The following is a 17,424-nucleotide window of genomic DNA, read 5'->3' as shown; positions in this document are numbered from 1 at the left end:
GGGGCCGCGATGCCGGGGTCAGTAGCTGGGCAGGCGGCGGGGGCCGAGGTCGTCGCGGGCGGGCGGGGGCGCGAGACGCACGGTCGCGCCGAGGACGGACAGGCCGTGCGGGGCGACGACCACGGGTTCCAGGGCGATTCCGACCACTTCCGGGTGATCGTCGACGAGGCGTGACACGCGCAGCAGGAGCTCTTCGAGCGCCGCGGTGTCCACCGGGTCCGAGCCGCGCCAGCCGAAGAGGAGCGGAGCGGTCCGCACCGATCTGATGAGTTCAGCGGCGTCCCGGTCGGTGGCCGGGACGAGCCGGTGGGCGACGTCGCCGAGCAGCTCCGAGGCGGCTCCGGCGAGCCCGAAGGAGAGGACCGCGCCCGCGGCGGCGTCGATGGACGCCCTGACGACGGTGTCGACGCCGCGGGGGGCCATGGCCTGGACGACGAGCTGTAGCTCCTCCGACCTGCCCAGGGCGTCCGTCAACTCGCGGTAGGACCGGCGCAGTTCCGCCTCGTCCGCCAGGTCGAGGCGTACGGCGCCGAGGTCGGGGCGGTGGCGCAGGTGCGGGGCGGTGGTCTTGAGGGCGACGGGGTAACCGAGCCGGGCGGCGGCGGCCACGGCGGCGTCGGGGTGCGGCGCGGGCAGGGTCGGCCGTACGTCGATGCCGTACCGCCCGAGGAGCTCGCCGGCGGCGTCCCCGGCCAGCGGCATGCCACGCGGGTCGGCGCCCGGGCCCAGCAGCGCGCCGATCTGGGCGGCAGCCCCGGACTCGTCGATGTCGTCGTACTCGGGCACCCGGCCGGGCTCGGCGGCGTGGCGCCGCCACTGGGCGTACTTGACCGCCTCGGCCAGCGCGCGCACGGCTCGCTCGGCGGCGGGGTAGGCGGGGATGCGGCGGGTGTCGGGGGGCGACGGGTGGGAGGGCTGCGGCGGGTGGGACGGGTGGGGCTGGGACTGCTGCGAGGACTGGGGCGGGTGGGACCCCATGGGTTCGCCGCCGTACCCGTCGCCGGCAGCGGTGACGCCTCCGGTGGAATCGGGGCTTCCGTCGTCAGGCGCCGGAGGGCCCGGGTACGGCCGGTCGGTGGCGGCACTCCCCCGGGCCGCGTCCCGGCCGGCGGGCGGCTCCTGCGCCGCCGGTGCGCCCCGGCCCCGCTCACCGGACGGAAGCGGCGGCTCCGGCGGAGCGGCGTCCCGGTCCGGGGACGGGCGGGTCCCGGCGGCGCCCTTCGCCCCGGGGCCCCGGCCGGGGTTCCCCGCCGGGGGCGCGGGGCGGGCCGTGCCGGCCGCCGCGGCGAGGGCGTCGGCCAGAGCGCCCATCTCCACGTGCACGACCGCCACCGGCTTCGCCGGCCCCGTCGCCGCCGCCTCGCGCAGCGCCGCCGCGAGCACCTCGCCGTCACCGGACTCGGTCGCTCCGTTCTCGCCGACCCACGGGATCGCCGTGACCACCACCGCGTCGGACGTCCCGTCCGCCAGCGCCCCGGCAAGCGCCGCTCGGAAGTCCGCCGGTGTCGCGGCCGTCGTCAGGTCGAGCGGCGGCAGCGGGCGCAGGCCCTCGGCCAGGCAGGCGTCGTACGTCAGGAGGCCGAGGGACTCCGAGTTGCCGAGGATCGCGACCCGCGGCCCCGCCGGCAGCGGCTGGCCGGCCAGCAGCAGCCCCGCGTCGACGAGCTCGGTGACCGTGTCGACGCGGATGACGCCCGCCTGCCGCAGCAGGGCGGAGACCGTCGCGTCGGGGATGCGTGTGGCGGGCACCGCGTGCCCCGGCGGCGTGCTGCCGCTGTGGCGCGCGCCCTTCACCACGACGACCGGCTTCTCCGCCGCCGTGCGCCGGGCGAGGCGGGTGAACTTGCGCGGGTTGCCGATCGACTCCAGGTAGAGGAGGACGACGTCGGTGTCGGGATCGTCGTACCAGTACTGGAGGAAGTCGTTGCCCGACACGTCCGCCCGGTTGCCGGACGAGATGAACGAGGACAGCCCGGCGCCGCGCCGGTACAGACCCGAGAGCAGCGCGATGCCGATCGCGCCGGACTGCGTGAACAGGCCGATGCGGCCGCGCGCGGGCGGCTCCGGCGCGAGGGAGGCGTTGAGGCGTACGGCGTCCGACGTGTTGATGATCCCGAAGGCGTTCGGGCCGATGATGCGCATGCCGTACGAGCGCGCCTGCCGTACGAGCTCCCGCTGGCGCTCCCGTCCCCCGGCGCCGCTCTCGGCGTAACCGGCGGAGAGGACGACCAGGCCCTGCACGCCGCTCTCGCCGCAGTCGGCGACGACCTCCGGCACCCGTTCGGCCGGTACGGCGACGATCGCGAGGTCGACGGCCTCGCCGATCGCGGCGACGGAGCGGTGCGCGGGCACGCCGTCGAGCGCGGTGAGGTCCTCGGGGAAGGCCCGGTTCACGGCGTACGTCCGCCCGGTGAACCCGGCGGCGAGGAGATTGCGCAGGACGGTACGCCCCACTCCGCCCGGCGCGCGGCCCGCGCCGACGACGGCGACCGAGCCGGGGCCGAGGAGGCGCTGCACGGAGCGGGACTCCGCGCGGTGCTCGCGGGCGCGCTGCACGGCGACGGAGCGGTCGGTCGGCTCCAGGTCGAATTCGAGGTGGACGACGCCGTCCTCGAAGCTGCGCTTCTGGGTGTAGCCCGCGTCGGTGAAGACCTTGATCATCTTGGTGTTGGCGGGCAGCACCTCCGCGACGAAGCGCCGGATGCCGCGTTCGCGCGCGACCGCGCCGATGTGCTCCAGCAGGGCGGAGGCGACCCCGCGCCCCTGGTGCGCGTCCTGGACGAGGAAGGCGACCTCGGCGAGGTCGGCGTCGGGGCCGGAGGAGGGGCGTCCCTGCGCGTTGATCCGGTCGTAGCGGACGGTGGCGATGAACTCGCCGCCGACCGTGGCCGCCAGTCCCACCCGGTCCACGTAGTCGTGGTGGGTGAAACGGTGGACGTCCTTGGCGGAGAGGCGGGGGTACGGGGCGAAGAAGCGGTAGTACTTCGATTCGTCCGACACCTGCTCGTAGAAGCTGACCAGGCGCTCCGCGTCGTCCGGGGCGATGGGGCGGACCCGCGCCGTGCCCCCGTCGCGCAGCACCACGTCGGCTTCCCAGTGGGCCGGGTACGCGTGGTGTCCCGTGTGGTCCTGCGAGGCCTGCTCCGGCGAGGGCTGCATGGCGAAAGCCTACGGGTCGCGGGGCGGCGCGGGGCAAGGCAGGCTGAGGCCGCGACGCGGGCCGGCCGGGGGCGGGGGCACGGCCGCTCCGCCACCCGTGAGAGACTGGTCTAGACAACCGTTAGAACATGAAGGGCAACACCATGGTTGAGCGCCGTGTCACCGTCGGCTGGGCCGAGGGCCTGCACGCCCGGCCCGCCTCCATCTTCGTCCGCGCGGCGACCGCCTCGGGTGTCCCCGTGACGATCGCCAAGGCCGACGGCAACCCGGTCAACGCCGCCTCCATGCTCGCGGTGCTCGGCCTCGGCGCGCAGGGCGGCGAGGAGATCGTGCTGACGTCCGAGGCCGAGGGCTCCGACGCCGCTCTCGACCGCCTGGCGAAGCTGGTCTCCGAGGGCCTCGACGAGCTGCCCGAGACCGTCTGACCACTCGGACGGGCGCATTCCCGCCAAGAAGCCGCGGCACCTCGAATTCGGGGCCGCGGCTTCTTCGCGTGGTGAGCGCGGCCGTACGCCGCCGAATTCGGGCAGCAGAAATACACCCCTGAATTCGCGCTTCTTTTTGTATACGGCGCCACTGTTAAAGGCGGCCGCTCACCGTGTTTACGGGATGTTGCGAAGTCCTCACGCCTTCGCGCCCTCGCCCGCTGCGCCGCAACCGGTGCGAGGCCACCGCGCGTTCGGCGTGCAGCGCCGTCAGCGCGCGGGCCCGTTCCGCGTCGCCGCGCGCCACGGCGTCGACGATGGCCCCGTGTTCGGCCCACGACTCCGCGGGGCGGGCGGGCTGCTCGACGGCGTACATCCAGGCGATCTTGTGTCTGAGCTGGGTCAGCAGGGCCGTCAGGCCGGGGCTGCCCGACGCCTGGGCGAGCGTCTCGTGGAACCAGCCGCCCAGCGCGCGCAGATCCTCGCCCTCGCCCCTGCGGGCCCGCTCCTGGCCGAGTCTGACGAGGCCGCGGAGCACCTTGAGATGGGCCTCGGTGCGCCGCTGGGCGGCGCGGGCGGCGCCCAGCGGTTCGAGGAGCGTCCGTACCTCCAGGAGGTCGGCGGCCTCCTGCTCGGTGGGCTCGGCCACGCAGGCGCCGGCGTGCCGGCGGGTGGTGACGAACCCCTCCGACTCCAGCGTGCGCAGCGCCTCGCGCACCGGGACGCGCGAGACGCCGTATCGGCGGGCGAGGAGCTCTTCGGTGAGCCTGGCGCCGCGCGGGAACACGCCGGAAACGATGTCGTCACGAATTGCCGTGCATACCGATTGCGCGGGAATGCGCATGACCGAACCTCCGCCTTTGATCCCCGCGAAACGCGGTCGACCGACGCCTTTTCGGTGACTCTATTGCAGCATTCCGCGTTTTCCGACGGGCGCCGGAACAAAGGGACGGCTTTTGGACACGCGACAAGGCCCCGGCGGGGAAGCCGGGGCCTTGCGTACGAACGGGGTGGACCGGGGCGTCAGACGCTCACGCCGTGGGCGCGCAGGTACGCGACCGGGTCCATGTCGGAGCCGTACTCGGGGGACGTACGGGCCTCGAAGTGCAGGTGGGGTCCCGTCGAGTTGCCGGTCGAGCCCGAGAGGCCGATCTGCTGGCCGGAGGTGACGGCCTGGCCGACGGAGACGCCGAGGGACGAGAGGTGGCCGTACTGCGTGTACGTGCCGTCGTTCATCCGGATCACGATGTTGTTGCCGTACGCGCCGCCCCAGCCGGCCTCGACGACGGTGCCCGCGCCGACGGCGACGACGGAACTGCCGGACGCGGCGCGGAAGTCGACGCCGGAGTGGCTGCCGGAGGACCAGAGGTTGCCGCCGGACTTGTAGCCGGTGGTCACGACGGAGCCGGCGATCGGGAGGGTGTAGGCGTTCAGGCGCTTGCGCTCGGCCTCGCGGGCGGCGCGCTCCTTGGCCGCGCGCTCCTCGCGCTCCTTCTTGGCCCGCGCCTCGGCCTCGGCCTTGGCTCTCGCCTCGGCCTTGCGCTTCGCCTCGGCCTTCCGCTCGGCCTCGGCCTTGCGCGCGGCCTCCGCCTTGACGGCGGCACGCTTCTGCTGGTCGGCCTGGGCGGCGATCTGGTCGGCGAGGGAGTCGCCGATGACGATGGCCTGGGTCAGGCCGGTGTCCTGGACGGCCTGGGCCGCGTCGCCGTCGGCGGCGAGGGCCGGAGAGGCCAGACCTCCGATGACGCCGGTGGTCGCGAGGGCGGCGACGCCGGCCATGCTCGCGCTCTTGCGCGTCAGGCGGCTCGGACGACGGTGCTTCCCGGTGGCACGGGTGAACGCCATGGAGTGGCTGGTCCTTTCCTTCCTTCTCGCCTACCGGGTTAGCTGACGGGTTCGGAGCAGGAAGGTCTCCTACGGACCCCTCCGCGATCGCGGAGGACGTCCGATTCACCCCAGGGACTGCGTGGGTCCCCGGCTCCCCAGGCTCGCGCCTGACGGGGACTCGGCGATGGCTGCCCGGTGCCGCGGATGCGGCTCACTGCTGACGGACAGCCGGACAGACGCTAAACGGGACATCTTTTAATCACCAAACAGACACGGCGTTTTGTAACGCACCCCACAGGCCAGACAGGCAACCTCCGCAACAAACCGGACATAACAGAAGGACCCCCGGCGGCCTCTCGGATGCCGGGGTCCTTCTTTGTCCCGTTTCAGGGCGGGTTGAGCAGACCGTTCGAGCCGGTCAGCCGCTGACCACCGTGCCCGGGTTCAGCCGCTGACCTCCTCGGTCCGGGCCGGTCAGCCGCTGACGACCTTCACCTCGCCGATGCCGAGCGCCCTGACGGGCTCCTCGATCCGCGAGGCGTCGCCGACGAGGACCGTGACCAGGTGGTCCTCCGGGAAGGCGCTGACGACCGCGGCGGTCGCCTCCACGGTGCCCGTCTCCGCGAGACGGGTGTAGAGCTGCGCCTGGAAGTCGTCGGGCAGGTGCTGCTCGACCTGGTCGGCGAGCGTGCCCGCGACGGCCGCCGCCGTCTCGTACTTGAGCGGCGCGACCCCCACGAGGTTCTGTACCGCGACGTCCCGCTCGGCGTCGGTGAGGCCCTCGGCCGCGAGGGTCCGCAGCACCTTCCAGAGGTCTTCGAGCGCCGGTCCTGTGGACTCCGTGTCCACCGAGCCGCTGATCGCCAGCATCGAGGCGCCCGACCCGTCCGGGGCGGAGCGCAGCACCTGCCCGAAGGCGCGGACGCCGTACGTGTAGCCCTTCTCCTCGCGCAGGACGCGGTCCAGGCGGGAGGTGAGCGTGCCGCCCAGGCAGTACGTGCCGAGTACCTGCGCCGGCCAGACACGGTCGTGCCGGTCGGGGCCGATGCGGCCGATCAGCAGCTGCGTCTGGACCGCGCCGGGGCGGTCCACGATGACCACCCGGCCGGTGTCGTCGGCGACCACCGGCGGCACGGGACGGGGCTCGGCGTGGTCGCCCTTCCACGCGCCCAGGGTGTCCGCCAGGATCGCGTCCAGGTCGGTGCCCTCCAGGTCGCCGACGATCACGGCGGTGGCGGTCGCGGGGCGCACGTGCGCGGCGTAGAAGCCCTTCACGGCGGCGGCGTCGATGCGCCCCACCGTCTCCTCGGTGCCCTGGCGCGGCCGCGACATGCGCGAGGTGGCCGGGAAGAGCTCCTTGGAGAGCTGCTTGGCGGCGCGGCGCGACGGGTTGGCCGTCTCGTGCGGGATCTCGTCGAGCCGGTTGGCGACCAGGCGCTCGACCTCTCCGTCCGCGAAGGCGGGGGCGCGCAGCGCGTCGGCGAGCAGGCCGAGCGCCTTCGGCAGCCGGGAGACGGGGACCTCCAGGGAGACCCGTACGCCCGGATGGTCGGCGAACGCGTCGAGCGTGGCGCCGCAGCGCTCCAGCTCGGCGGCGAACTCCTCGGCGGAGTGCCTGTCGGTGCCCTCCGACAGGGCGCGCGCCATGATCGTCGCGACGCCGTCCAGGCCCTCCGGCTCGGCCTCCAGCGGGGCGGCGAGGAAGATCTCGACGGCCACGACCTGCTGCCCGGGGCGGTGGCAGCGCAGCACGGTCAGGCCGTTGGGGAGGCTGCCGCGCTCGGGGGCGGGGAAGGCCCACGGCGTGGGGGTGCCGGCCTGCGGCTGCGGGTGGAACTCCATGCTCACGGCTGCGGCGTCGGTCACTTGTCCGCCCCTTCCTGCGCACCGGTCGCACCGGCGGCGTCTGCGGTGTCGTCGGCTTCGGCGTCCGCCGTGTCCCCTGCGTGCGTCGGCTCGTACACCAGGACGGCGCGGTTGTCCGGGCGCAGGCGGGCCCCGGCGGCGGCCCGGACCTCCTCGGCCGTGATGTCCAGGACGCGCTGGACGGCGGTCAGGGCGAGCTGCGGGTCGCCGAACAGGACGGCGTACCGGCACAGTTCGTCCGCGCGGCCGGCGACCGTGCCCAGCCGGTCCAGCCACTCGCGCTCCAACTGGGCCTGCGCGCGCTCCATCTCCTCCGGCGTGGGGCCCTCGGCGGCGAAGCGGGCCAGCTCCTCGTCGACGGCGCGCTCGATGTCGGGCACCTCGACGCCGGCCGACGTCTTGACGTCGAGCCAGCCGAGCGAGGGCGCGCCGGACAGGCGCAGCAGCCCGAAGCCGGCCGCGACGGCCGTACGGTCGCGGCGCACCAGGCGGTTGTGCAGCCGGGAGGACTCGCCGCCGCCGAGGACGGTGAGCGCCAGGTCGGCGGCGTCGGCCTCGCGGGTGCCGTCGTGCGGCAGCCGGTAGGCGGCCATCAGGGCGCGCGCCGGGACCTCCTCGTGGATCTCCTCGCGCAGCTCCTCGCCGATGATGTCGGGCAGCGATCCGTCGCGCGGCGGCTGCTTGCCGTCGTGGGACGGGATGGAGCCGAAGTACTTCTCGATCCAGGCGAGCGTCCGCTCCGGGTCGATGTCACCGACGACCGAGATCACCGCGTTGTTGGGCGCGTAGTACGTACGGAAGAAGGCGCGCGCGTCCTCCAGGGTCGCCGCGTCCAGGTCGGCCATCGAGCCGATCGGCGTGTGGTGGTACGGGTGGCCCTCGGGGTACGACAGCGCGGTCAGCCGCTCGAACGCGGTGCCGTACGGCACGTTGTCGTACCGCTGGCGGCGCTCGTTCTTGACGACGTCGCGCTGGTTCTCCATCGACTCCTCGTCGAGCGCGGTGAGCAGCGAGCCCATCCGGTCGGCTTCGAGCCACAGGGCCAGTTCCAGCTGGTGGGCGGGCATCGTCTCGAAGTAGTTCGTGCGCTCGAAGCTGGTCGTGCCGTTGAGCGAACCGCCCGCACCCTGCACCAGCTCGAAGTGGCCGTTGCCCTTGACCTGCGCCGAGCCCTGGAACATCAGGTGCTCGAAAAGGTGAGCAAGGCCGGTACGGCCCTTGACCTCGTGGCGCGAACCGACGTCGTACCAGAGGCAGACCGCGGCGACCGGGGTCAGGTGGTCCTCGGAGAGCACCACGCGCAGACCGTTGGCCAGCCGGTGCTCAGTCGCTGTCAGGCCGCCGGAACCGGCCTGCGCTGTGGCCGTGTGACCCATGGGCATGTACGTCCCTTCGATCGCGATATGGAGAAGTCCTGCCACTGTATGCAAGCTCGCGGACACCTGGCGAAGTTCCCGGCCGGTGTACGCCCTCAGGGAACGCCCGGGGAGGCGCTACGGACGGGTCGAGGTCGGCGTTGTCAGTGCGCCGGTCCACAATGGTCGGCATCACACGCAAGAACTCGCCCCACAGAACCGCGAAGGAGCCGCAGCCGCGATGGCCCGCCGCAGCACGAAGACCCCGCCGCCGGACGATGCGTTCGAGGAGAAGATCCTCGATGTCGACGTCGTCGACGAGATGCAGGGCTCCTTCCTCGAGTACGCGTACTCGGTGATCTACTCGCGAGCGCTGCCCGACGCCCGCGACGGCATGAAGCCGGTGCACCGACGCATCGTCTACCAGATGAACGAGATGGGGCTGCGACCCGATCGCGGCTATGTGAAGTGCGCCCGCGTCGTCGGGGAGGTGATGGGCAAGCTGCACCCCCACGGCGACGCCTCGATCTACGACGCGCTCGTACGGATGGCGCAGCCCTTCTCGATGCGCCTGCCGCTCGTCGACGGGCACGGCAACTTCGGTTCCCTCGGCAACGACGACCCGCCGGCCGCCATGCGGTACACGGAATGCCGGATGGCCGACGCCACGTCGCTGATGACCGAGTCGATCGACGAGGACACGGTCGACTTCAACCCGAACTACGACGGTCAGGAGCGCGAGCCCGTCGCGCTGCCCGCGGCGTACCCGAACCTGCTGGTCAACGGCGCCTCCGGCATCGCCGTCGGCATGGCGACGAACATGCCGCCGCACAACCTGGGCGAGGTCGTCGCCGCGGCCCGTCACCTGATCAAGCACCCGGGCGCCGATCTCGAGACGCTGATGCGCTTCGTGCCCGGGCCCGACCTGCCGACCGGCGGCCGTATCGTCGGCCTCGGCGGGATCAAGGACGCGTACGAGAACGGGCGCGGCACCTTCAAGATCCGTTCGACGGCCACCGTGGAGAACGTGACGGCGCGCCGCAAGGGCCTGGTCGTCACCGAACTGCCCTTCACCGTCGGTCCGGAGAAGGTGATCGCCAAGATCAAGGACCTGGTCTCGGCGAAGAAGCTCCAGGGCATCGCCGACGTCAAGGACCTCACGGACCGTTCGCACGGGCTGCGCCTGGTCATCGAGATCAAGAACGGCTTCGTGCCGGAGGCCGTGCTGGAGCAGCTCTACAAGCTGACGCCGATGGAGGAGACCTTCGGCATCAACAACGTGGCGCTGGTCGACGGGCAGCCCCTGACCCTCGGCCTCAAGGAGCTGCTCGAGGTCTACCTCGACCACCGCTTCGAGGTCGTACGCCGCCGCAGCGAGTTCCGCCGCACCAAGCGGCGGGACCGGCTGCACCTGGTCCTCGGCCTGCTCGTCGCGCTGCTCGACATCGACGAGGTCATCCGCCTCATCCGCTCCAGCGACAATTCGGCGCAGGCCAAGGAGCGGCTGATCGAGCGGTTCTCGCTGAGCGACATCCAGACCCAGTACATCCTGGACACGCCGCTGCGCCGGCTCACCAGGTTCGACAAGATCGAGCTGGAGGCCGAGCGCGACCGGCTGACCGCCGAGATCGACGAGCTGACCGCGATCCTGGAGTCCGACACCGAGCTGCGCAAGCTCGTCTCGGCGGAACTGGCCGCGGTGGCGAAGAAGTTCGGCACCGACCGGCGCACCGTGCTGCTGGAGTCCGGGAGTTCGCCGGTCGCCGCGGTGCCGCTGGAGGTCGCGGACGACCCGTGCCGGGTGCTCCTGTCCTCGACCGGCCTGCTGGCCCGTACGGCCAACGGCGAGCCGCTCGCCCTGGACGACGCCCGGCGCACCAAGCACGACGTGATCGTCTCGGCGGTGCCCGCGACGGCGCGCGGCGACGTGGGGGCGGTGACCTCGTTCGGCCGCCTGCTGCGCATCTCGGTGATCGACCTGCCCCAGCTCCCCGACACGGCCTCCGCGCCCAACCTCTCGGGCGGGGCGCCGGTCACGGAGTTCCTGACCCTGGGGCCGGACGAGACGCTGATCTGCCTCACCACGCTCGACGAGTCCTCGCCCGGGCTGGCGCTGGGCACGGAGCAGGGCGTCGTCAAGCGGGTGGTCCCCGACTACCCCGGCAACAAGGACGAGCTGGAGGTCATCTCCCTCAAGGAGGGGGACCGGATCGTCGGCGGGGCCGAGCTGCGCACCGGCGAGGAGGACCTGGTCTTCATCACCGACGACGCCCAGCTGCTGCGCTACCCGGCGGGGCAGGTCCGGCCGCAGGGCCGGGCCGCGGGCGGCATGGCGGGCATCAAGCTGGCGGAGGGCGCCAAGGTGATCTCCTTCACCGCGGTCGACCCGGCGGCGGACGCCGTGGTCTTCACGGTGGCCGGTACGGCGGGCACGCTGCTCGGCGACACGGAGACGTCCGCGAAGCTGACGCCGTTCGACCAGTACCCGCGCAAGGGCCGGGCCACGGGCGGCGTGCGCTGCCAGCGGTTCCTCAAGGGCGAGGACGCGCTGCTCCTCGCCTGGGCGGGCACGGCCCCGGCGCGGGCGGCGGCGAAGAACGGGGCTCCGGTGGAGCTGCCGGAGCCCGACCCGCGCCGCGACGGCTCCGGCACGCCGCTGGCGACGCCGGTGGCGGCCCTGGCGGGCCCGGTCTAGCCCTCGCCGCGCACGTACCGCAGGACGCCCCACATGCTCCGCTCGTAGGCGGCGGAGGAGGCGTCCTGCGGTACGTCCAGTGCCTCCTCGGGGCCCGGCCCCTCCGGCGTCCCGTCCGCGCGGCAGGCCGCGAGTTCCTTGCCGAGCGCCTCGGTGCCGGTCCCGGACCCGATGAGCACGAGCTGCGTCGCCCTCGGTTCGTCCCTCCCCCACGGCTCGGGGTAGAAGCGCAGGAACCGGCCGACCGCGTGCACGCCGTACCGGTTGCGCGGGTCGGCCGCGCCGAAGTCGACGTACCCCTTGATCCGGTACAGCCCCTCCGGCCTGGCGTCGAGGAACCCCATCAGCCGGCGCGGGTCCATGGGCACGCCGGAGGTGAAGGACACGGTCTCGTACGCCGCGTGGAGGTGGTCGTCGTGGCGGTCGTGCGCGTCCTCGTCGCCTCGCAGGTCGTCGAAGGAGAGCTGCCGCGCCTTCTCCTCGGCGTCCGGCCGCGCCGCCGGGTCGAAGAGGAGCCGCGGGTCGATCCGCCCGTACGACGCCCTGACGACGGCCGTGCCGCCGCTGAGACTCCGTACGGTGTCGAGGACGGCTTCGAGCCGTTCCTCTCCGACCCGGTCCGTCTTGTTGAGCACGACGAGGTCGGCGACGGCGAGATGCCGGTCCAGCTCGGGGTGGCGCTCGCGCGTCGCGTCGAACTCGAAGGCGTCGACGACCTCCGCGAGCCCTCCGTACACGATCCGCTCGTTCTCGCTGGCGAGGATCATCCGCACCAGTTCCTGCGGCTCGGCGAGCCCGCTCGCCTCGATGACGATGACGTCGAGCCGGGCGGCCGGCCGGGTCAGCCGGTCCAGGTACTCGTCCAGCTCGCCGGCGTCGACGGCGCAGCACAGGCACCCGTTCCCGAGGGAGACGGTGGAGTCCCCGAGCTGCCCGGCGACCGCCATGGCGTCGATCTCGATGGCCCCGAAGTCGTTGACGATCGCGCCGATCCTGGTGCCCCGGCTGCGGGCGAGCAGGTGGTTGAGCAAGGTGGTCTTGCCGGAACCCAGGAAGCCCGCGAGGACGATGACCGGGATCTGCTTCTTGCTCACCGGGGGCCTTTCTCGTGGTGCGGCGACGGGCTGCCCAGGATAGGGGCGGCCCCGGGGCCCACCGGGCGCAGCGTGGGATTTCGGAAAGCCCCGCCCGGCGCTCTACCGTTCGTAGACATGAGCGCCGCACCGACCACCTCCGGCAGACGCCTGCGTCTGGGCTGGCCCCAGCGCGTGTTCTCGCAGGTCCTCCTGATGCAGCTGGCGATCGCCACCGGGGTCACCGTGCTCGCCACCGGCCTCTTCCTGGCCCCGCTCAGCGCTCAGCTCGACCAGGAGGCGATGCGGCGCGCCCTCGCCATCGCTCAGACCACCGCCGCCCGGCCGCAGCTCGCCGACGCCGTGACCGGGTCGCGTCCCGCCGCCGCGGGCCCCGCGCAGACCGAGGCGGAGCGCATCCGGCGCTCCACGGGCGCCGAGTACGTCGTGATCATGGACGATCGAGGCGTCCGCTGGTCCCACACCGACCCCCGTCAGATCGGCAGGATCGTCTCCACCGACCCGAGCGAGGCCCTCGCGGGCCGTGAGGTGATGGAGATCGACGAGGGGACACTCGGCCGGTCCGCCCGGGGCAAGGTCCCGCTGCGCGACGCGGACGGCGAGATCGTCGGCGCGGTGTCGGTCGGCATCGAGTATGACAGCGTCCGCGCCCGGCTGCTCGCGGCCATCCCGGGACTGCTGGCGTACGCGGGCGGGGCGCTCGCCGTGGGCGCGGTCGCGGCGTACCTCATCTCCCGGAGACTTCAGCGGCAGACCCACGACCTGGCGTTCTCCGACATCTCCGCGCTGCTCGCGGAACGCGAGGCGATGCTGCACGGCATCCGGGAGGGCGTGGTCGCCCTGGACGCCCGGGGCCGGATCCGGCTGATGAACGACGAGGCCCAGCGCCTGCTCGGACTGGGGACGGAGGCCACCGGACGGCCGCTCGACGAGGTGCTGGGCCAGGGGCGTACGGCGGACGTGCTGGCGGGCCGGGTGACCGGCGACGACCTGCTGACCGTACGCGGGCACCGCGTCCTCGTCACCAACCGGATGCCCACGGACGACGGCGGCGCGGTGGCCACCCTGCGCGACCGCACCGAGCTGGAGCGGCTCGGCCGCGAGCTCGACTCGACGCGCGGTCTGATCGACGCCCTGCGCGCCCAGGACCACGAGCACGCCAACCGGATGCACACGCTCCTGGGGCTGCTGGAGCTGGGCATGCACGAGGAGGCGGTGCGGTTCGTGACCGAGGTCGCCGGGGTGCACCGCGCCACCGCCGAGCAGATCACCGAGAAGATCCACGACCCGATGCTCGCGGCGCTGCTGGTCGGCAAGGCCACGGTCGCCGCCGAGCGGGGGGTCGCGCTGCGGCTCTCCGGGGCGACGCTGCTGCCCGACCGGCTGGTGGACCCGCGCGGGCTGGTCACCGTCGTGGGCAACCTGGTGGACAACGCCCTGGACGCGTCGGCCGGCTCCCAGGACGCCGTCGTCGAGGTCGAGCTGCGGGCCCGGGGGCGCACGGTCGTCCTGCGGGTGACCGACAGCGGGCCCGGTGTTCCGGCGGAGCAGCACGAGCTGATCTTCACGGAGGGGTGGTCGACCAAGGAGCTGCCGGCCCACGGCAAGCGCGGTCTCGGCCTGGCGATGGTGCGCCGGCTCGCGGAGCGGCAGGGCGGCAGCGCCCGCGTCGGCGCGGGCTCGCGGGGCGGCGCCGAGTTCACCGTCGTACTCCCGGAGGCGCTGACGGACGCGCTGACGGAGGCCGGGCCGGACGGGGCCGTCGGCGGTGACGGCGCTGACGGCGGTACGGGCGGCGGCGGTGAACGGGTGGCGGCGGGGCCGGACGGGGCGGGAGAGGCGAGATGATCGACGTACTCGTGGTGGACGACGACGTGCGCGTGGCGGAGATCAACGCCGCGTACGTCGCCAAGGTCGAGGGCTTCCGGGTCGTCGGCCGCGCGCACAGTGCCGGCGAAGCCCTGGAGCAGCTGCGCGCGCACCACGTCGACCTGGTGCTCCTGGACCACTACCTGCCGGACAAGAACGGGCTGGCGCTCGTCCAGGAGCTGCGGACGCTCGGTCTCCAGACCGACGTGATCATGGTGACGGCGGCGCGCGACATCGGGACCGTGCAGGCCGCGATGCGGCAGGGAGCCCTCCAGTACCTGGTCAAACCCTTCAACTTCGCGGGGCTGCGCACGAAGCTCGACGCGTACGCCGCGCTGCGCAGGACCCTCGACGGGGGCGGCGAGGCCGAACAGGCCGAGGTGGACCGCATCTTCGGCGCGCTCTCCGTGCCCGGTTCGCCCGACCTGCCGAAAGGGCATTCACCGACCACCGCCGAGCTGGTCCGGCAGGTGCTGCTGGCCGCCGGAGGACCGCTGTCCGCCCAGGAGATCGCGGAACGCGCGGGCATCAGCCGGCAGACCGCGCAGCGCTACCTGAAGCTGCTGGAGCGGTCGGGGCGGGTACGCCTCAGCCTCAAGTACGGCGAGACGGGCCGCCCGGAGCACCGCTACGCGTGGACGGCGAGCGGCGGCTGAGAGGGCTCCGGGGAAGCGGCGGGGTCCGGCCGGGCGTTCCATAGGCGCGGGCCGGTGAGAAACCCCGCGCTATGGGCCGTTGGACCGGCCGCCGGTCGCCGTTGGGCCGCGGCCGGGCGTGGGCCCGTAATAAGGCCCCGCGCCGTGGGCCGTTGTACCGGGCCGCCGTTCGCCGCTGGACCGGCCGTTGGACCGCCGTCGGCCCGTGCCGGCCGGATCCCCTGCCCCGGCCGCGGCCCGCCCGCGCCGGACAGATCCCGCCGGTCGGACCGCGCCCGCAGCGGTCAGACCGCGCCAGCGCCGGTGAGCGCGCGCACCTCCGTCTCGGCGTGCCTGGCCTCGTCCGGCGGTTCGGCCGACAGCACAGTGCCCGCCCAGCCGGCGAGGAAGCCCAGCGGGATGGAGACGAGTCCCGGGTTCTGCAACGGGAAGACCTGGAAGTCGGCGCCGGGGAACAGCGCTTCGGGGCTGCCCGAGACGACAGGCGAGAGCAGGACGAGCAGGACGGCCGGGATCAGGCCGCCGTACACCGACCAGACCGCGCCGCGCGTGGTGAAGTTCCGCCAGAACAGCGAGTACAGCAGCACCGGAAGATTGGCGGACGCGGCGACCGCGAACGCCAGGCCGACCAGGAACGCGACGTTCAGGTCGCGGGCGAGGAGCCCCAGGGCGATGGCCACCGCCCCGATCCCGGCCGCCGCGAGGCGGGCCACCGCGACCTCGCTGTACTGCTTGGCGTGGCGCCGCCTGAGCGAGGCGTACAGGTCGTGGGCGACGGAGGCGGAGGACGCCAGGGTGATGCCGGCGACGACCGCGAGGATGGTGGCGAACGCGATGGCCGCGACGACAGCGAAGAGAACCGTTCCTCCGGTGGAGCCCGCGCCGCCGCCCAGGTCGAGCGCGAGCAGTGGAACCGCCGTGTTGCCCGCCGCGTTGGACGCGCGCACCTCGTCGGTGCCGACCACCGCCGCCGCGCCGAAGCCGAGCACGATCGTCATCAGGTAGAAGCTGCCGATGAGGCCGATCGACCAGACGACCGAGCGGCGGGCGGCGCGGGCGGTCGGCACGGTGTAGAAGCGGGACAGGATGTGCGGCAGACCGGCCGTGCCGAGGACGAGCGCCAGCCCGAGGCTGATGAAGTCGAAGCGCGCGGTCCAGTCCCCGCCGTACCGCAGACCGGGCGACAGGAAGTCCTTGCCATGACCGCTGCGCTCGGCGGCGGAGAGCAGCAACTGGTTGAAGTCGCCGTGGAAGCGCACCAGTACGAGCACGGTGAGCGCGACCGTACCCGCCATCAGCAGCACCGCCTTGACGATCTGGATCCAGGTGGTGGCCCTCATCCCTCCCAACGACACGTAGATCACCATCAGCGCGCCCACGCCGATGACCGTCCAGGAGCGCGCCGCCTCGCTGCTCCCGCCCAGCAGCAGCGCGACCAGGCTGCCCGCCCCCACCATCTGCGCCACCAGATAGAGAACGGACACGGTGACCGAGGAAGTTCCCGCCGCGATGCGCACGGGCCGCTCGCGCATCCGCGCGGCGACGACGTCGGCGAGGGTGAACCGTCCGCAGTTGCGCACGAGTTCGGCGACGAGGAGCAGCACGACGAGCCAGGCGACGAGGAACCCGACGGAGTACAGCATCCCGTCGTACCCGAAGAGGGCGATCAGGCCGGAGATGCCGAGGAAGGAGGCGGCGGACATGTAGTCGCCGGCGATGGCGAAACCGTTCTCCATGGGTGAGAACAGCCTTCCGCCCGCGTAGAACTCCTCGGCGGAACCACGCCGGTTGCGGCTGACCCACGTCGTGATCGCCAGCGTCGCCGCGACGAAGGCGCAGAACAGCAGCAGCGCGAGTGTCTGGTGGTCGCCGGTCACCGCTCGGCCCCCCTGATCCCCCGGGTCAGTTCCTGCGTGTCCCAGCGGAGGTCGAGGGCCGCCCGGTCCCTGCGCAGCCGGGCGTGACGCGCGTACGCCCAGGTCAGCAGGAAGGTGGTGAGGAACTGCCCGAGTCCCGCGACCATCGCGACGTTCACCGCGCCGGCGACGGGGCGGGCCATCAGGTCGTGGGCGGTGGTCGCCGCGACGACGTACAGGACGTACCAGGAGAAGAAGGCGAGGGTGGCGGGGACGACGAACCGCCGGTAGCGGCCGCGTACTTCCCGGAAAGCGGCGCTGCGCTGCACCTCCAGGTAGATCTGCGCGGCGCTGGGGCCGGGCCCGGGGCCCGCGGGCGGCGTGGCCGGCGCGGGTGCGCCCGTACCGTCGAGCTCGCCCCAGCCGGAGGCGAGCGCGTCGTACCAGGGATCGTCGAACCGCACGGCTGCGGCCTCGCGCCCTTCCTGCTTCTCCACCGATCAGCTCTCCTTCGTCCGCGGACGCGTCGTCCGCGTGCCCAAGGATGGACAGATCAGGAAGATCCCGGACTCTTCATCCGCGCACTTCACCCCTTCAGGTGAAGGGAAGTGAAGGCGGGTGT

Annotated in this window: 12 protein-coding genes and 1 riboswitch; of the genes, 4 read left to right on the top strand and 8 right to left on the bottom strand. The window is 73.0% G+C overall.

Annotated elements, in window-relative coordinates:
* Positions 1 to 18: 18 nt before the first annotated feature.
* A complete protein-coding gene (locus ACWGH0_RS01915; RefSeq protein ID WP_453402142.1) occupies positions 19 to 3,159 on the bottom strand; it encodes a GNAT family N-acetyltransferase in 3,141 nt (1,046 codons plus the stop codon).
* Between the two features lie 143 nt (positions 3,160 to 3,302).
* Between ACWGH0_RS01915 and ACWGH0_RS01910 the strand changes: the two genes are divergently transcribed.
* Positions 3,303 to 3,584 carry an HPr family phosphocarrier protein gene (locus ACWGH0_RS01910; protein ID WP_453402254.1) on the top strand — a complete coding sequence of 94 codons (282 nt, stop codon included), beginning with the start codon at positions 3,303 to 3,305 and terminating at the stop codon, positions 3,582 to 3,584.
* Between the two features lie 154 nt (positions 3,585 to 3,738).
* Here the strand turns inward: ACWGH0_RS01910 and ACWGH0_RS01905 are convergent, their stop codons facing one another.
* From ACWGH0_RS01905 to ACWGH0_RS01890, 4 genes are all read right to left on the bottom strand, one after another.
* The gene (locus ACWGH0_RS01905) at positions 3,739 to 4,428 is read right to left on the bottom strand and encodes a GntR family transcriptional regulator (protein ID WP_453402141.1); all 690 of its coding nucleotides are present in this window, start codon (positions 4,426 to 4,428) and stop codon (positions 3,739 to 3,741) included.
* A gap of 179 nt (positions 4,429 to 4,607) precedes the next feature.
* A complete protein-coding gene (locus ACWGH0_RS01900; protein ID WP_453402140.1) occupies positions 4,608 to 5,429 on the bottom strand; it encodes a M23 family metallopeptidase in 822 nt (273 codons plus the stop codon).
* A gap of 13 nt (positions 5,430 to 5,442) precedes the next feature.
* A riboswitch (cyclic di-AMP (ydaO/yuaA leader) is annotated at positions 5,443 to 5,605 on the bottom strand.
* Positions 5,606 to 5,885: 280 nt separating this feature from the next.
* The gene (locus ACWGH0_RS01895) at positions 5,886 to 7,253 is read right to left on the bottom strand and encodes a M16 family metallopeptidase (RefSeq protein ID WP_453402253.1); all 1,368 of its coding nucleotides are present in this window, start codon (positions 7,251 to 7,253) and stop codon (positions 5,886 to 5,888) included.
* Between the two features lie 20 nt (positions 7,254 to 7,273).
* The gene (locus ACWGH0_RS01890; protein WP_453402252.1) at positions 7,274 to 8,659 is read right to left on the bottom strand and encodes a M16 family metallopeptidase; all 1,386 of its coding nucleotides are present in this window, start codon (positions 8,657 to 8,659) and stop codon (positions 7,274 to 7,276) included.
* 214 nt (positions 8,660 to 8,873) lie between these two features.
* On the opposite strand from ACWGH0_RS01890, the gene ACWGH0_RS01885 reads away from it, so the two are divergent.
* Positions 8,874 to 11,327, top strand: a complete 2,454-nt coding sequence (locus ACWGH0_RS01885; RefSeq protein ID WP_453402139.1) for a DNA gyrase/topoisomerase IV subunit A — start codon at positions 8,874 to 8,876, stop codon at positions 11,325 to 11,327.
* Here the strand turns inward: ACWGH0_RS01885 and ACWGH0_RS01880 are convergent.
* Positions 11,324 to 12,421 (bottom strand): CobW family GTP-binding protein, encoded by a 1,098-nt coding sequence (locus ACWGH0_RS01880; protein WP_453402138.1) that lies wholly within the window; start codon positions 12,419 to 12,421, stop codon positions 11,324 to 11,326. The two genes, ACWGH0_RS01885 and ACWGH0_RS01880, sit on opposite strands and share 4 nt — an antisense overlap.
* A gap of 117 nt (positions 12,422 to 12,538) precedes the next feature.
* On the opposite strand from ACWGH0_RS01880, the gene ACWGH0_RS01875 reads away from it, so the two are divergent.
* The gene (locus ACWGH0_RS01875; protein WP_453402137.1) at positions 12,539 to 14,269 is read left to right on the top strand and encodes a sensor histidine kinase; all 1,731 of its coding nucleotides are present in this window, start codon (positions 12,539 to 12,541) and stop codon (positions 14,267 to 14,269) included.
* The gene (locus tag ACWGH0_RS01870; RefSeq protein WP_453402136.1) at positions 14,266 to 14,946 is read left to right on the top strand and encodes a DUF7342 family protein; all 681 of its coding nucleotides are present in this window, start codon (positions 14,266 to 14,268) and stop codon (positions 14,944 to 14,946) included. The genes ACWGH0_RS01875 and ACWGH0_RS01870 overlap by 4 nt, the downstream gene beginning before the upstream one ends.
* 284 nt (positions 14,947 to 15,230) lie before the next feature.
* On the opposite strand, the gene ACWGH0_RS01865 is transcribed toward ACWGH0_RS01870, so the two are convergent.
* The gene (locus ACWGH0_RS01865) at positions 15,231 to 16,823 is read right to left on the bottom strand and encodes a solute symporter family protein (RefSeq protein ID WP_453402135.1); all 1,593 of its coding nucleotides are present in this window, start codon (positions 16,821 to 16,823) and stop codon (positions 15,231 to 15,233) included.
* Entirely contained in the window at positions 16,820 to 17,299 is a 480-nt protein-coding gene (locus ACWGH0_RS01860) for a DUF485 domain-containing protein (protein ID WP_453402134.1), read from the bottom strand. The genes ACWGH0_RS01865 and ACWGH0_RS01860 overlap by 4 nt, the downstream gene beginning before the upstream one ends.
* Positions 17,300 to 17,424: the final 125 nt, after the last annotated feature.

This window comes from Streptomyces sp. NPDC054887, assembly GCF_053610585.1.
Note: the sequence above shows the minus strand (reverse complement) of the source record. Positions and strands in the feature narration are given on the sequence as shown.

Excerpts from the sequence above, each read along its gene's own strand:
- ACWGH0_RS01915 (WP_453402142.1), bottom strand. The coding sequence starts at position 3,159 with ATGCAGCCCTCGCCGGAGCAGGCCTCGCAGGACCACACGGGACACCAC.
- ACWGH0_RS01910 (WP_453402254.1), top strand. The coding sequence starts at position 3,303 with ATGGTTGAGCGCCGTGTCACCGTCGGCTGGGCCGAGGGCCTGCACGCC.
- ACWGH0_RS01905 (WP_453402141.1), bottom strand. The coding sequence starts at position 4,428 with ATGCGCATTCCCGCGCAATCGGTATGCACGGCAATTCGTGACGACATC.
- ACWGH0_RS01900 (WP_453402140.1), bottom strand. The coding sequence starts at position 5,429 with ATGGCGTTCACCCGTGCCACCGGGAAGCACCGTCGTCCGAGCCGCCTG.
- ACWGH0_RS01895 (WP_453402253.1), bottom strand. The coding sequence starts at position 7,253 with ATGGAGTTCCACCCGCAGCCGCAGGCCGGCACCCCCACGCCGTGGGCC.
- ACWGH0_RS01890 (WP_453402252.1), bottom strand. The coding sequence starts at position 8,659 with ATGCCCATGGGTCACACGGCCACAGCGCAGGCCGGTTCCGGCGGCCTG.
- ACWGH0_RS01885 (WP_453402139.1), top strand. The coding sequence starts at position 8,874 with ATGGCCCGCCGCAGCACGAAGACCCCGCCGCCGGACGATGCGTTCGAG.
- ACWGH0_RS01875 (WP_453402137.1), top strand. The coding sequence starts at position 12,539 with ATGAGCGCCGCACCGACCACCTCCGGCAGACGCCTGCGTCTGGGCTGG.
- ACWGH0_RS01870 (WP_453402136.1), top strand. The coding sequence starts at position 14,266 with ATGATCGACGTACTCGTGGTGGACGACGACGTGCGCGTGGCGGAGATC.